Source organism: Limnohabitans sp. DCL3 (assembly GCF_048019295.1).
In the GTDB taxonomy this organism is placed as follows: Bacteria; Pseudomonadota; Gammaproteobacteria; order Burkholderiales; family Burkholderiaceae_C; genus Limnohabitans_A.
In genome coordinates this window covers 3,150,071-3,164,206 of the sequence record NZ_CP171842.1, presented here as the reverse complement: position 1 = coordinate 3,164,206, position 14,136 = coordinate 3,150,071, and the positions used below count along the sequence as shown (strand labels likewise).

Here is a 14,136-nt window from a genome sequence, read left to right as displayed (position 1 = left end):
CCAACTACAAGCCGCCTGAGCACTAAGCGCTGTGTGTCTATGGCGTGAACCACAAGAAGCACGGGTGCGACCAAGGCCGTGGGCGTGGTGTTTCAAGACGCCTTGTTCTTCCCGCACATGACGGTGGCCGAGAACCTGCTGTTTGCCGTCCCCTCCATTTGCACCAACGGCACCAGCCTCACCAACGCGCAACGCCAAGGCCGCGTGCAACAAGCGCTGCAAGAAGCCGAGCTGACTGGCATGGGCGAGCACGACCCATCCACGCTCTCGGGCGGGCAGCGTGCGCGTGTGGCGCTCATGCGCGCCTTGCTGGCCGAGCCGCAAGCGCTGCTGCTCGATGAGCCGTTTTCCAAACTCGACGCCGCCTTGCGCGCCCAGCTGCGCCCGTGGGTGTTTGCGCATGTGCGCGAGCGGCGCATCCCGGTGGTGCTGGTCACGCACGACGAACAAGACGTGGCCGACCCGCAGCACGTGGTGCACTTGCGCGCCGCCGAAGAAAGCCCCACCCATGTTTGACCGCCACGCCCAAACCCTCTTGCGCCCCGCGCTGAACGCTGCCGCACGCGGCTTGGTGCGCGCTGGCATCAGCGCCGACGCGCTCACCTGGCTGGGCTTTGCCATCGGCATGGCCGCCGCCGTGGCCATTGCGCTGCAAGCGTGGTGGTGGGGCTTGGCGCTGCTGCTGGCCTCGCGCTTGCTCGACGGCCTGGACGGCAGCGTGGCCCGCCTGACCCAGCCCACCGAAGCGGGCGGCTTTTTGGACATCGCGCTCGACTTCGTGTTTTATGCCGCCATTCCCCTGGCCTTTGCCTTGGCCGCCCCCAGCACCAACGCACTGCCCGCCGCAGCCCTGCTGGCCAGTTTCATCGGCACCGGCAGCAGCTTTTTGGCGTTTGCCGCACTCGCCGAAAAACGCGGCCTGACTGACACCGCCTTGCCAGGCAAAAGTTTCTACTTCTTGGGTGGTTTGACCGAAGCCACCGAGACCATCAGCGTGTTTGCCGCCATGTGTGTGTGGCCTGAACACTTTGCGGTGTTGGCTTATGGGTTTGCTGCACTGTGTGCCATCACCACGGGGATGCGGGTGGGGTGGGGGTATCGGCGGTTGGGGTGAGGTCAAGCCGCCATGTGATCAACTGGGATGGGGCAAATAAGCAAGGGCATTTAACGTTTGACATGAGGGGATGGGTTAGACCACATCTTGCGCAAGCTCCAACTCACTTGCCTCCGGTACTTGAGTAGTGATACGCTGGATGAGTTGTTGCACTTCCACGCGCTGAGAGAAGGTTGCAACCGCCTTCAAGTTCAGTTTTTCTTGCTCAAGCATAAGGCTCAAGGCATGAAGCTCTAGAGCCAGAACTTCGAACTTGGAGCGCTTGTTGTGAACTCGAGTCAGATCCTCAATCATCTTTCGGCCCATGCTTGCATGGTCGAGAGTAATTCTATTGGTGGTGCAACGCATGCGCATTGCCTCCGGAACTTCTTGCGTAATCATCGAATTCGCATATGAAACGTACGCCATCGCGGACTGAAACTTTTCCCAGACAACTTGCGATTGAAGCAATGAGCTTACGCGATGATGCGCGACCTCCTGAAATTTTGAGGCATCAAGTACGAGGAAGCCTCGATCCAACTCCTTGACATCAAAGTCTTCGCCGGTGTCTCGGAACGATTTGCAGACCCGCAGACAGCGATCCCAGTTGTGGCTGACTACACCAAGTGAGGTTTCGAGTTGCGCGGCGACGATATCGACACCACCTTCGAGATATCTTTGTTTGACAAGTTCGTATTCTTTTTGGCGAAAGTAGACGTGTAGGGCCACATACGATCCAAGGGCGACGGCTGTGAGAGTAAACAAACCTTTGACAATTTCGAGACAGAGTTGAGACATTGGTGCCTTGTGGTCTAACGTGATGTAGTCCGCAAAACCCGATTGATACACCCGGCTCGTGTCGATACATCTTTTTGTTGAAATCGTTGCAAGTGGCTTGCGCTATAGGTTTTGGGCCAAGCGCTGTAGGTGCGTGCAGGACTGAATTTGCAGCCCAAACCCGGATACCAGCCCCTTGCAACTTCCCTCCCGCACCTTCCAGCGCAGCAGGCATGAAGCGCCACACTATACCGAAATAAATACGAAAAATTAGCTACAAAATATCTTTGCGTGTACACCCCAATAGGGCCCCCAAACCCACCCCAAGCACGAACTAGTTCGCGCGATTGCGGTGAATATGCGGCATATTCACAGCAAAATGTGCGGCGAAAGATGACTCTTAGCGTCGTACCAAACTGATTGCGCGACACTAAGACTTGCAAGCGCGACACATTGAGTGACATAATGGCTCTCATACTGTCGCTCTCGGACGCATTTAGACCATTGAGCGCGACAAATGAACCCTTAACAGGCCGCAGCATGCCCCGCATCACCCCCGCCGACGAATTGCATCTGATCGAATCCATCGTGGCTGCGCACCCGGGCGGGATCGGCATTGCCGAGATCGAGCTGGCCATGGCGCAGCGTCAGGGCCGGGCGTTGAACCGCCGCACTTTGCAGCGCCGCTTGCTCAAACTGATCGATGCGCAGCGGATCGCGCCAGAGGGGCAGAGCATTGCGCTGGTCTACAAGCCGGTGGCGCTGGCTTGGGCGCAGCTTGGAGCTGGGCGCGGTGACCGGGAGGTCAAGACCGCTGTGGGCGTGGCCGAAGCGGAACCCGATTTGCCGGTTTCGCCCGCAGGTGCCAGCATCCGTGATCGGGTCCGTCAACCGCTGATGCACCGCCGTCCGGTGGGTTATCGGCGTGAATTCTTGGAGGCGTATCAGCCGGGCGTCACGTTTTATTTGCCAGCTGCGTTGCGCAGCCAGCTGCACGAGATGGGCCGCACGCCAGCCCATGAGCGGCCCGCAGGCACCTATGCCCGCGATATCTTGAGCCGTTTGTTGGTGGATTTGTCGTGGGCTTCATCGCGGCTGGAGGGCAACACCTACAGCCGCCTGGACACGCAAAACCTGATCGAGCTCGGTCAGGCCGCGCAGGGCAAGGACGCCATCGAAACGCAGATGATCCTGAACCACAAAGCCGCCATCGAGATGCTGATGGAGGACACGAACGAGGACATGAACGAGGTGGGCTTTGATGCCTTCACATTCAAAAACTTGCATGCCGTGTTGTCGCAAGACCTGATGCGCGACCCGCAGGCCAGTGGCAGACTGCGTCGGCGCGTGGTGGAGATTTCGGGCACGGTGTTTCACCCTGTCGCCATGCCCCAGGTGATTGAGGACTGTTTTGAGCTGCTGCTTGGCAAAGCTGCCGCCATTCCTGACCCGTTTGAGCAGGCGTTTTTCCTCATGGTGCAGCTGCCGTATTTGCAGCCGTTTGAAGATGCGAACAAACGCGTGTCGCGCATTGCCGCCAACATGCCGCTGATCCAGCACAAGCTGTGCCCCTTGTCGTTCATCGACGTGCCCGAGCGGGCTTACATCGAAGGGACTTTGGGGGTGTATGAACTCAACGAGGTCGATTTGTTGCGCGACGTGTTTGTGTGGGCGTATGAACGCTCGTGCCAGCGTTATCTGGCCATCACCCACACCATGGTGGAGCCGAACCCCCTCAAAATCAAATACCGCGAGGCGCTGATTCAGGCCGTGCAGGCGGTGGTTAAGGGCCTGCAAGCGCCCAGTCCTGACGCGCTGGCCACTGTGGTGGGGCGTTTGAGTCTGCCCGCAGCCGACCAAGAAGCGTTTACCCGCATGTTGGCCGAGGCGCTGCAGCAGTTGCACGAAGGCAGCGTGGCCCGTTACCGGCTGCGTCGCTCTGAATACCTGGCTTGGCAGTTGGCTTTTTCCGGGGGTGGCGATCACCTGGCACTTTTTGGCCAGCCGCACTGAACGGTCTGTTCATCGGCGTTATCGTTCACACTCTTGGGCAGCGCACATCTCGCACCCTCCGCCAAGTCATTGCCCATCAGGAGTTTCCCCGTCATGCGCCTTCGTCAAATTGTTTTGCTGCTCTTGCTGGCGCTGGCCATCGGTGCATTTGTGGCGCTGGACTTGGGGCGTTATCTGAGCTTTGAGCAGCTCAAGGCGAGCCAAGCCCTTTTGGACCAGCGCTATGCACAGCAGCCTGTGTTGGTGGCTGCGGTGTATTTTGGGGTGTATGTCTTGGCCACGGCGCTGTCGATTCCGGGTGCGGTCATCATCACCTTGGGCGGCGGTGCCGTGTTTGGCCTGTGGCAGGGTTTGCTGCTGGTGTCGTTTGCCTCCACCCTGGGTGCCACCTTGGCTTTTCTGGCTTCGCGCTTTGTGCTGCGCGAGTGGGTCGAAGCGCGTTTTGGGCAGCGCCTGGCCGACATCCACTCGGGTGTGGACAAAGAGGGCGCGTTTTACCTGTTCACTTTGCGCCTGATTCCGGTGGTGCCGTTTTTCCTGATCAACCTGCTCATGGGCCTGACGCGCATGAAGACCTGGACGTACTACTGGGTGAGCCAGTTGGGCATGCTGGCGGGCACGGCGGTGTATGTGAATGCGGGCACGCAACTGGCGCAGCTGGACTCGGTGCGGGGCATTTTGAGCCCGGCACTGTTGGGCAGCTTTGTGCTGCTGGGCATCTTCCCCTTGTTGGCGCGGCGTGTGGTGGCGGCTGTCCAAAAGCGCAAGGTCTATGCCCGCTGGGCCAGCGTGCGCCCCAAGACCTTTGACCGCAACCTGATCGTGATCGGCGGTGGCGCGGCAGGTTTGGTGTCGGCCTACATTGCCGCTGCCGTCAAAGCCAAAGTCACTCTGACCGAGGCGCACAAGATGGGTGGCGACTGCCTGAACTACGGCTGCGTGCCGAGCAAGGCCTTGATCAAGAGCGCCAAGCTGGCCCACCAGATGCGCCACGGCGCACAGTACGGCCTGAGCGACACCGCGCCCAGCTTCAGCTTCAAGGCGGTGATGCAGCGTGTGCACGATGTGATCAAAGCCATCGCGCCGCACGACAGTGTGGAGCGTTACACCGGCTTGGGTGTGGAGGTGCTGCAGGGTTACGGCAAGTTGGTGAACCCTTGGACGGTGGAAGTGACTTTGAACAACGGCCAGGTGCAGCGGCTGACAGCGCGGAGCATCGTGATTGCGGCCGGCGCACGCCCCATGGTGCCGCCTTTGCTGGGCCTCGATGACGTGGGCTATGTCACCAGCGACACGCTGTGGGACGAGTTTGCCAAGTTGGACGACATACCGAAGCGCATCGTGGTGCTGGGCGGCGGGCCAATTGGCTGCGAGCTGTCACAAAGCTTTGCCCGCCTGGGTGCGCAGGTCACGCAGGTCGAAATGGGTGATCGCATCATGGTGCGCGAGGACGAAGAGGTGTCTGTGCTCGCACGCGACGCGCTGCAGGCCGACGGCGTGCAGGTGCTCACCGGGCACCAAGCGCTGCGCTGCGAGCGCCGGGGGGAGGACAAAATTTTGGTGGCCTCCACACAGGGGCAAGAAGTGGAGATCGTGTTTGACGCGCTGGTCTGCGCTGTGGGCCGCGTGGCCCGTCTGCAAGGCTATGGCCTCGAAGACATTGGTGTGCCCACGCACCGCACGGTGGACACCAACGAGTATTTGCAAACGCTCTACCCCAACATTTACGCCGCAGGCGATGTGGCTGGGCCCTACCAGTTCACCCACACGGCCGCGCACCAGGCTTGGTATGCGGCAGTCAACGCTTTGTTTGGCGACTTCAAATCCTTCAAGGTCGACTACCGCGTGATCCCCTGGGCCACCTTCATCGACCCCGAGGTGGCGCGTGTGGGCCTGAACGAGCAAGAGGCGAAAGAGAAAAATATCCCCTACGAAGTGACCAAGTACGGCATTGACGACTTGGACCGGGCCATTGCCGACAGCGAAGCACACGGCTTTGTGAAAGTGCTGACCGTGCCGGGCAAAGACCGCATATTGGGCGTGACCATCGTGGGCTCGCACGCGGGGGACTTGCTGGCCGAATACGTGCTGGCCATGAAACATGGCCTGGGCTTGAACAAGATTTTGGGCACCATCCACACCTACCCGACCATGGCCGAGGCCAACAAGTACGCGGCCGGTGAATGGAAGCGCGCCCACGCGCCGCAAAAGCTGCTGGCTTGGGTGAAGAAGTTCCACGATTGGCGGCGCGGATGAACCCCTTGCTCACACCTGTCCCAGTGCTGCTGGCGCTGGGCTTGGTCTGCGGCACGGCATCTGCCATGGCGCAAAACCTGTCGCCTTTGGTGCCGTCCGATGGCGCTGCGCCCAGCACCTGGCGCTTTGTGGGCTTTCCCAAGTCCAAGGCCGACATTCCCACCACCCGCTTTGAACTGGCCGAGGTGCAAGGCGAGCGGGCGCTCAAGGTCAGCACCCGCGCTTCGTATGGCACTTGGGTGCACGACTTGCCCAAGGTCAACCCAAGTCGTTTGCAATGGCGATGGCGTTTGGACCAACCACTCACAGGCGGCCAAGTCGTCGCCGACATCCAAACCAAAGCGGGTGACGACGCGGCGCTCAAAGTGTGTGTGATGTTCGACCACCCGCTGGACCGCGTGCCGTTTGTAGAGCGCACCTTGCTGCGCATCGCCCGCAGCGTGAGCGGCGAAGACCTGCCCGCTGCCACGCTGTGCTACGTGTGGGACAGCGTGCACCCTGCGGGCTTGCAAGGCGCCAACCCCTACACCCCGCGCGTGCGCTTCCTCACGTTGCAAGGCAAGGGCGCATCCCTGGCCCAATGGCAGACCGAGAGCCGTGATGTGGCTGCCGACTTTGCGAAGTTGTTTGCCGATGAGTTGCCTGCAGGGGCCGCTGTGCCCAAGGTGCGTGCGGTGCTGGTGGGTGCCGACAGCGACAACACGGGCAGCCAGAGTGTGGGCTGGGTTCAGGCTTTGGGTTGGGTGAGGTGATCGCTGGTGCTGTTGTCACAGCGCGGTGACGGCCGCAATTTTGCCGCCTTGTCAGTTCGAGGTCGGGTAGCCCGCTGGCGCCACCGCCGCGCCTTGGATGTGGAGCCGAACAAAAGCCGCATCCACCCAGCCGGAGCTTTTGGCTTCTTCGACAAAAGCGTTCAGCTGTTCACGCGCTGCCACGCTGCGCTGTGCGGGCATGCCCATGGCTTGGTGGATGACCATGAAGCGGCCGGGCAGCAGGCGCACACCGGGCAGGCGCAGGGCATCGGCTTGGAGTTGCTGCTTCACGCCTGCAGCCACTTCGAGTTGTTGGGCCATGAACACCTCGACCACGGCGGGTGAGCTGGGTGCGCGCACGATGCGGGCGTGCTTCAGGTGGCGGGTCAAAAACAAATCGTAAGCACTGCCCGCGCCCACAGTCACGCGGTGGGCGGCTTGATCGACCTCGTCGTTGCTTTGCAGTGGCGAGTCGCTGCGCACCATGTAGGCGCCTTCGATTTGCACATACGGCGGCGAAAAATGCAGACCTTCGCCCCGCACCGGGTCGATGGCAAAAAAGCCGATGTCGGCTTCGTCTGCGCGCACGCATTGCACCGAGTCGTCGGCCTTTTTGAAGATGCGCCATTCAATGCCCACACCCAACTGTGCGGCCAATGAACGTGACAAGTCAGCCGAGATGCCCGAGGGTTCACCCGCCGCATCGAGCCCGGCCAGTACCGGGTTGCCCAAATTGATGGCCACACGCAAAGTGCCATGAGGCGCCATGAAAGGCGCCATAGAGGCGAGCGAAGGCGTGTGCAACGGGGCGTTCATGGTGTGTCGTTCAAGGTGACCGGTCTCAGGCCCATCATTTTAAAAAACCAAGCCCTGCGGGCGGCTTACAGGTGCCCGGTTTTCACCAGGATCAAGCAGCCTTCGCGGCTAAACGGTTGGTGTTGGCTCATGTGAGGGCTGCGCAGCCAACTGCCTGCAGGGTAGTCGCCGTGCTCGTCTGAGAACACGCCCTCGACCACCCAGATCTCTTCGCCGCCCCAATGCCGGTGTGGGTTGAAGAAAGTCTGGGGTGCCCAGCGCACCAGGGCGGTGTTTTGCGTCTCAAAGGTGTTGAGCGGCAAGACCTTCAGGCCCTCCACCAGGCCTTGTCGCCATGCGCTGCGGCGCGTGTCGATGACCACGCGCTCGTTGTCGCGTGCGTCCAGGTGGCGCAGTTTGACAAACAAAGTGCAGCCTTCCGGTGAGGAGGGCGCATGCGATGTGCCCACTGGGTTTTTGATGTAGGTGCCGGGGCCGTACACCCCATGTTCATCTTGCAACGTGCCTTCGAGCACCAAAATTTCTTCGCCCCCGCCGTGGGTGTGGCTGGAAAAAGCCGAGCCCGGTGCATAACGCACGATGGACGTGGCCCGGGCCACTTCACCCCCGTCACGCTCGAGCATGCGGCGCGACACCCCGGATGAGGGGGAATCCACCCAGTCGAGTGAGGGGCTGTAAATGGTGCAGCGCTGGGTCCGGTCCGCGTTCAGGGTGATGGGGTGCGAGAGGGGGTCTGTATGCATGAGGCTTGTGGCAGTCAGGTTTTCAGCAGCACGGGCTCGATGGCCGCGCTTTGCGCAGTGATGCGGCCGATGATGGCGGTGTGCGCGTAGCCCGCGGCCTGGAGCGCTTGCACGCATGCTGGCGCTTGGGCGGCGGGCACGCTGGCCAACAGGCCACCCGCAGTTTGTGGGTCAAACAGCAGGGGGTAGCGGGGGTCACCCACAAACTCGTCGGCGTTGCGCAGGGCGCGGCGCAGCCGCACATTGGCGGGCTGCAAGGAACTGACGATGCCCGCTTGCACGCAATCGACCGCGCCGTCGAGCAGGGGCAAGGCGCTCAGTTGCAGCTCGGCGTCTACCCCGGAGGGACGCGTCATCTCCACCAGGTGGCCCAGCAGGCCAAAACCGGTCAGGTCGGTGCAGGCGGTGGCGCCATGGGTGCGCAAAATTTCAGCGCCCGATTGGTTGGACAGCACCATCGACTTGAGCGCCGCATCGATCCAGCGGCCCTTGGCGGCGTAGCGCGCATGCGCGGCAAACAGGGTGCCGGTGCCAATCGGTTTGGTCAGCAGCAGCACATCGCCTGGCTGCATCCCGCCCTTGCGCATCACGCTGTCCATCTTGTCGTCGATCAGGCCGTTGATGGCAAAGCCCAGGGCCAGCTCGGCGCCTTCGCCCGTGTGCCCCCCCACCAAGGCGCAGCCTGCGGCGTTCAGCACCTCGATCGCGCCGCCCATCATTTGGTTCAGCAGATCTTCCACCTTGCTCTCCAAGCCCGGCGGCACGGTGACCACGGCGGTGGCCGTTTGCGGCTCGCCCCCCATGGCAAAGATATCCCCCAATGCGTGGTTGGCCGCCACTTGGCCAAATACATAAGGGTCGTCGATGAAGGCCCGGAAAAAGTCCACCGTCTGCACCACCGCCATGCCTGGCGGCACGCGCACCACAGCCGCGTCGTCTGGCGAATGCAGGCCGATCAACACGTCTGGCCGCTCCACGGGCTTCAAATTACCCAAAGCGCGAGACAAGATGCTGGAGCCGACTTTGGCGCCGCAGCCGCCGCAACGCATGGCGATGGCCGAGATGGCTTGCAGCGATTCTTCGGATGTCAAATTCAGCCGCGTGGCCGGGGCATGGCCCTGGGCCAGGATGTCCGTGAGCACTTTGCCCATCGACTGAAAGGCCGTGCGCCTGTGCATGCTCGGTGAGTTCCAGTCCATCACAGGCAGCTCGGTGAAGCGGCGCATGAACGTGCGGTCAATGCGGTCCTTCCAGCGCCAAACCCAGCCGCCTGCAAAGCCGAGCGAGCCGCGAGAGGCCACAGCAAAACGGTTGCCGGTTGAAATCAAGGCCAGCCAGTGGCGTTGTGGTTTGTAAGCCACCAGCTGTTGGCCGCGCAAGCTGCGGCGCAAATTCTCGGCCAAGGGTTTGGCCATGCGCACGGCAAACACACCGGCTTTTTCCAGAGGGCGCTCTACAAACGAGGCAATGTCGCCAGCCGCAAACACCAGCGGATCGTTTCGGCTTTGCAATGAGGGGTGCACCTGAATGAAGCCCTTGTCATCGAGGGACAGACCCGTGCTTTGCAGCCAAGCGGGACCACCGGCTTGCGTGACCCACATGGTTTCGTCGGCGTCAAAGGTACGGCCATCGCGTGTGTGCAAACAGCCGGGCGAGACTTGGACCACCTCGGCTTGGGTGTGGACATCGACATTGCGCTCTTGCAAGACCTTGGCAAACCGCGCGCGAACACCTGGGTTGTGTGTGGGCAAGATCGTCTCGCCAGAACTCAGCAGAACAAACTTCAGGTCCTCGGGGCTGCGCCCCAAAGCCTTGAGCTCGTTGCGCAATCGGTATTGCATGGAAAGCAGAAGTTCGACGCCCCCTGCGCCCCCCCCCACCACCGCGATCGTCATGCGACCTCGGTGCGCTGGCCATTGCCGCGCTTTGTCCAGCAGTGCCAGCCAACGCTGGTTGAACTGTGCAATCGGTTTGACCGGTACGGCCAGCGTTTGTGCGCCTTCAACTTGTTGCACCTGGGGGGTTGAACCCATGTTGATGGACAACAAATCGTAGGCCACGGGTGGGCGGTTCTTGCAGATGACGGTTTGGGTTTTGCGGTCGATGCCGACCACGGCATCGTGGTAGAGCCGCGCACCGGCAAAGGCACACAGCCGGCCCAAGTCGATGTGCACTTCGTCAAAGCTGTAATGGCCCGAAATGTAGCCCGGCAGCATGCCCGAGTAAGGGGTGTCGATGTCGGTGCAGATCACGGTGATGCGCACGCCCGGCTCGGGTTTCATGGCGAACATGCGCAGCACGCCCACATGGCTGTGGCCGCCGCCGACCAGCACGAGGTCGCGCAGCACAGGTTGATCAGAGGGTTTCATCAAATTGTCCAGAGGTCTTGCACCCATTGGTGCAAGGCGGCACGTTCGGCCTGAGGTTCAAACAAGGGTGCGCGCAAGGCGCACTGATGCTTCAAGTGTGCCATCAGGCTGGGGCCGTTTTGCGGTGAGCGGCAAGCTTGTAATAAATGGGCCAGGGCTTGCGCGTCACCGGGCTCAAAGCAGCCCGCGTAACCCTCGCCCAGCAGGCCCACATTGCCATCGATGCGCGTCGCCAGCACAGGCGTGCCGCTGCAAATTGCCTCCATCAGCACATGGGCGCCGCCTTCCATGCGGCTGCAGTGCACCAACAGGTGCGCACGCTGGATGCGTTGCAGGGTTTGCGGGTGTGACAGTGCACCCAACCAGCGGTAATGGGGACACTGCGCCTGTGTGGCCAGTGCCGCTTGTTCCAAAGCGGGCTCCAGTGCTGCGCCAATGTGGTCGATCAAGATGCCGCTGGCTGGGGACAGCAGACGTGCTGCAGCCATCAACGTGTGCGGATCTTTTTCTTCGCGTAAATGTCCCACCATGACGATGCGCAGATGCCGGTTGGTTTTAGGCAAGGTCTGACGGGTGCTGCTGGATGGGTAAATCACCCGTGTTTTTTCTTGGTGTTGGTGCGGCAAGGAATTGGGACCCAGCCCTTGCAGCACCACCAAAGATTGGGCCAAAGCCAAAGACCGCTGGGCTTGTGGGTCGTGCGCAATGTCTCTGTACAAGTCGGTGCCGGTCAAGGCCAGACCCAATCCGCGTTGACCGTGCTGTGCGTACCAGGCTTGTACGGCCTCGGCCGAACGCCGGGCGTGCAGGGCCAGCATCACCTCGTCTTGCAGGGCTTGGGCATGGGCGGCGGGATCGTTGCCTGGCCATTGCCGCACGATCCGAACCTGGTGTGGTGCCAGCAAGCGTTGCCATCGGCGCGCCGTTTGCCAGTTGCCGTTGTTGGCATCGGCCAAGGCGGGGCTGACGATGACCACACGGCGTTTTTGCATGGTCGGTTTATACCTGAATGGCTGTACCCGCGTGTTGCCCAAGGCGGCGCTCGGGGTGTCAGGACTTGAACATCAGGGCATGGTCGTCACGCTTGTCGGTCGTGCGCTCACTTCGCCATCGAGCAATGCCCCCCGCTTGTGGCTTGGCCTGAGCCAGCCGCAATCAGGGGCGGTTCGTTGCGCAGGTCTACGGGGTCGGAGGCCAGAAAGTCCCAGGCCAAAAACGCGCTCAGGGTCAGCCAGAAAACCGCTTGCAGTTTGTGCGTCGTGTTCATGTGGCCTCCATCAGAACTGGTAGTGGCGGCGTACGCGCACGCCAATCAAGGTGCCTGCAAAGGCCAAAGGCACCCACAGCCAACCGTGCAGGCTGCCCGTCGAGATGCCGCTGAGCATGGCGCCGATGTTGCAACCAAAAGCCAGGCGCGAGCTGTAGCCCATGACGAAACCCGCCACCAAGCCAATCACCCATTGCTGCGTGCTGAGGGGTTTGCTGCTGGCCGGGGCTTTGGCCGAGACCCACAAGGCACCGCCCAGAATGCCGATGTTGGTGATGGTGGTCACGTCCATGAACACGGTTTGGGACAAGCGTTGCGCGTTGCCCGCCTGGCCCCAAAACGCGTTGGCTGTGGGGTCAAAAGCGCCCAGCGCCACCGAGATTTTGGCCGCCCACAGGCCAAAACCATAGACCACGCCCCAAGGTTGCCCTGCCAGCAACAAGTTCAATGTCGCCAGCACGGCAAGTGCTACCGCGCCCCAGACCCAGCGTTTGTCGAACCAGCTTTGGCCCGCGCCCACCCACAGGCGCACGGCCACCAACACGGTGGCCAGCAGGGCCAGCGTCAAGGCCAGCGCGCCGCCTGTGCCGTATTCGGCAGAAAAACTGACCGGGGCGGTTTGTCCCAGCGACAGCCAACTGTCCAGGTGCACCGAGCCCAAAAAACTGCCCAGTGCAAAGAGCGGCAAGATGCCCATGTTGAGCGGCACGCCCAGGCCCGCCTTGTACAAACTGCCTGAGCCGCAGCCGTCGGCAATCTGCATGGTCAGCCCGAACACAAAGGCGCCCACCAGCAGGCTCACGCTCGGTGGCCCCAAGGCCGCGTGCAGTTCAGAAAACTGGCCCAGCAGCGGCAGCGCCGCCAAGCTGGCCAGGGCCAGCAGCAGCACCTGCCCGGTCACGCCTTGCGGGTTGCGCTGCTCAATGAGCTGGCGCCAACCCGTGGTGAAACCAAAGCGGGCGGCCGCCAAAGCTGCGCCCATGCCCACGCCCACCCCCATCAGCACGGCTTGGCGGATGGACACGGACAGCGCCAAAAAGACAAAAAAGGCGGCCAGCAAGCCCGCCAAAGGAAGGCGTTTCATGACCTGTACTTATTTGAAGGTTTTCTCGGCCCAGAACTTGGCGTCGATCAAGAGCTGCTTGGGGCGGCTGGGCACGTTGGCCATGGGCAGGCCGCTGGCGTCTTTGGACCACTCCACCATGGAGCCCGCATAGAGCTTGACGTTTTTCTGGCCCAGCACTTCGGACATGGCAAACCAGTTGGTCGCGGCCCAGTGGCCGGTGTTGCAAAAGGACACGGTCTCTTTGGCCGGGTCGATGGGGCTGGCGGCCGCCACCTTTTGGGCCTGCTCGGTGCTCACAAAGGTGGAGGTGCCGGGGGCAAACCATTTGTCATGTTCCACGTTCACCGCCCCTTGCAGGGTGCCGGGCACGCTGGCGGCCACATGGCGTGTCTCGCCCTTGAAGAATTCGGCCGGGCGGGCGTCGATCAAGGCGGCGTCACCGGCTTTGACACGGGCCACCAGCTCTTCTTTGGTGGCGACCAGGCTCGTGTCGATTTGCGGCTGGAAGCTGCTGGCCACCACTTTCACGGCTTGGTTGTTTTGCGGCAAACCTGCGCTGGTCCAACCCTTGACGCCGCCGTTGAGCACCGACAGCTCTTTCAGGCCCAGCACTTTCAGGGTCCAGTAAACGCGGGCCGAGGCCCCAAAGTCGGTGGCATCTGCACCGCTCGACACAATCACCGCATGGCTGCTGGGGGACAGGCCCAGGCTTTGCACCAAAGTGGTCAACTTGGGCAGGGCGGGTAATTCGCCGGGGTTGCTGGCCGGTCCGCGCCAGGCGCCATAAGGCGCATTGACCGCGCCGGGAATGTGGTTGGCGGCATACGACTTGGGGTCGCGGATGTCGATCACGCGCACGTGGGTGTCGGACAGTTTGGCCTGCAGCTCGGCGGGGCTGAGCAGAGCTTGGGCGGCCAAAGCAGGGACGGAGAAGGCGGTGGCCGATAAGGTCAGAACCAGGGCTGAGATGCGTTTCATGGCGGA

Annotated in this window: 13 protein-coding genes; 5 read left to right on the top strand and 8 right to left on the bottom strand. The window is 61.9% G+C overall.

Features of this window, described 5'->3' with window-relative positions; translation table 11 throughout:
• Positions 1-78: 78 nt before the first annotated feature.
• Entirely contained in the window at positions 79-516 is a 438-nt protein-coding gene (locus tag ACHEXK_RS14545) for an ATP-binding cassette domain-containing protein (RefSeq protein ID WP_416546999.1), read from the top strand.
• A complete protein-coding gene (locus ACHEXK_RS14540) occupies positions 509-1,114 on the top strand; it encodes a CDP-alcohol phosphatidyltransferase family protein (RefSeq protein ID WP_416546998.1) in 606 nt (201 codons plus the stop codon). The genes ACHEXK_RS14545 and ACHEXK_RS14540 overlap by 8 nt, the downstream gene beginning before the upstream one ends.
• A gap of 75 nt (positions 1,115-1,189) precedes the next feature.
• Here ACHEXK_RS14540 and ACHEXK_RS14535 read toward each other — a convergent pair whose 3' ends face one another.
• The gene (locus ACHEXK_RS14535) at positions 1,190-1,891 is read right to left on the bottom strand and encodes a hypothetical protein (RefSeq protein WP_416546997.1); all 702 of its coding nucleotides are present in this window, start codon (positions 1,889-1,891) and stop codon (positions 1,190-1,192) included.
• Positions 1,892-2,410: 519 nt separating this feature from the next.
• On the opposite strand from ACHEXK_RS14535, the gene ACHEXK_RS14530 reads away from it, so the two are divergent.
• The 3 genes from ACHEXK_RS14530 (at position 2,411) to ACHEXK_RS14520 (ending at position 6,891) form a co-directional block, all read left to right on the top strand.
• A complete protein-coding gene (locus ACHEXK_RS14530; RefSeq protein ID WP_416546996.1) occupies positions 2,411-3,883 on the top strand; it encodes a Fic family protein in 1,473 nt (490 codons plus the stop codon).
• A gap of 93 nt (positions 3,884-3,976) precedes the next feature.
• On the top strand, positions 3,977-6,139 hold the full coding sequence (locus ACHEXK_RS14525) for an FAD-dependent oxidoreductase (RefSeq protein WP_416546995.1): 2,163 nt from the start codon (positions 3,977-3,979) through the stop codon (positions 6,137-6,139).
• Complete coding sequence (locus tag ACHEXK_RS14520; protein WP_416546994.1) at positions 6,136-6,891, top strand: DUF3047 domain-containing protein; 756 nt, start codon at positions 6,136-6,138, stop codon at positions 6,889-6,891. The genes ACHEXK_RS14525 and ACHEXK_RS14520 overlap by 4 nt, the downstream gene beginning before the upstream one ends.
• 51 nt (positions 6,892-6,942) lie before the next feature.
• Here ACHEXK_RS14520 and ACHEXK_RS14515 read toward each other — a convergent pair whose 3' ends face one another.
• From ACHEXK_RS14515 to ACHEXK_RS14485, 7 genes are all read right to left on the bottom strand, one after another.
• Positions 6,943-7,707: an ABC transporter substrate-binding protein gene (locus ACHEXK_RS14515; RefSeq protein ID WP_416546993.1), complete on the bottom strand. Its 765-nt coding sequence runs from the start codon at positions 7,705-7,707 to the stop codon at positions 6,943-6,945.
• 65 nt (positions 7,708-7,772) lie between these two features.
• The gene (locus ACHEXK_RS14510; protein WP_416546992.1) at positions 7,773-8,450 is read right to left on the bottom strand and encodes a cupin domain-containing protein; all 678 of its coding nucleotides are present in this window, start codon (positions 8,448-8,450) and stop codon (positions 7,773-7,775) included.
• A 14-nt stretch (positions 8,451-8,464) separates the two neighbouring features.
• Positions 8,465-10,819 carry a selenide, water dikinase SelD gene (gene selD / locus ACHEXK_RS14505; RefSeq protein ID WP_416546991.1) on the bottom strand — a complete coding sequence of 785 codons (2,355 nt, stop codon included), beginning with the start codon at positions 10,817-10,819 and terminating at the stop codon, positions 8,465-8,467.
• The gene (gene senB, locus ACHEXK_RS14500; protein ID WP_416546990.1) at positions 10,819-11,811 is read right to left on the bottom strand and encodes a selenoneine biosynthesis selenosugar synthase SenB; all 993 of its coding nucleotides are present in this window, start codon (positions 11,809-11,811) and stop codon (positions 10,819-10,821) included. Before senB ends, selD begins: the two co-directional genes overlap by 1 nt.
• Before the next feature lie 107 nt (positions 11,812-11,918).
• Complete coding sequence (locus ACHEXK_RS14495; protein ID WP_416546989.1) at positions 11,919-12,086, bottom strand: hypothetical protein; 168 nt, start codon at positions 12,084-12,086, stop codon at positions 11,919-11,921.
• 10 nt (positions 12,087-12,096) lie between these two features.
• A complete protein-coding gene (locus tag ACHEXK_RS14490; RefSeq protein ID WP_416546988.1) occupies positions 12,097-13,170 on the bottom strand; it encodes a YeeE/YedE thiosulfate transporter family protein in 1,074 nt (357 codons plus the stop codon).
• A gap of 9 nt (positions 13,171-13,179) precedes the next feature.
• Positions 13,180-14,130, bottom strand: a complete 951-nt coding sequence (locus tag ACHEXK_RS14485; RefSeq protein ID WP_416546987.1) for a sulfurtransferase — start codon at positions 14,128-14,130, stop codon at positions 13,180-13,182.
• Positions 14,131-14,136: the final 6 nt, after the last annotated feature.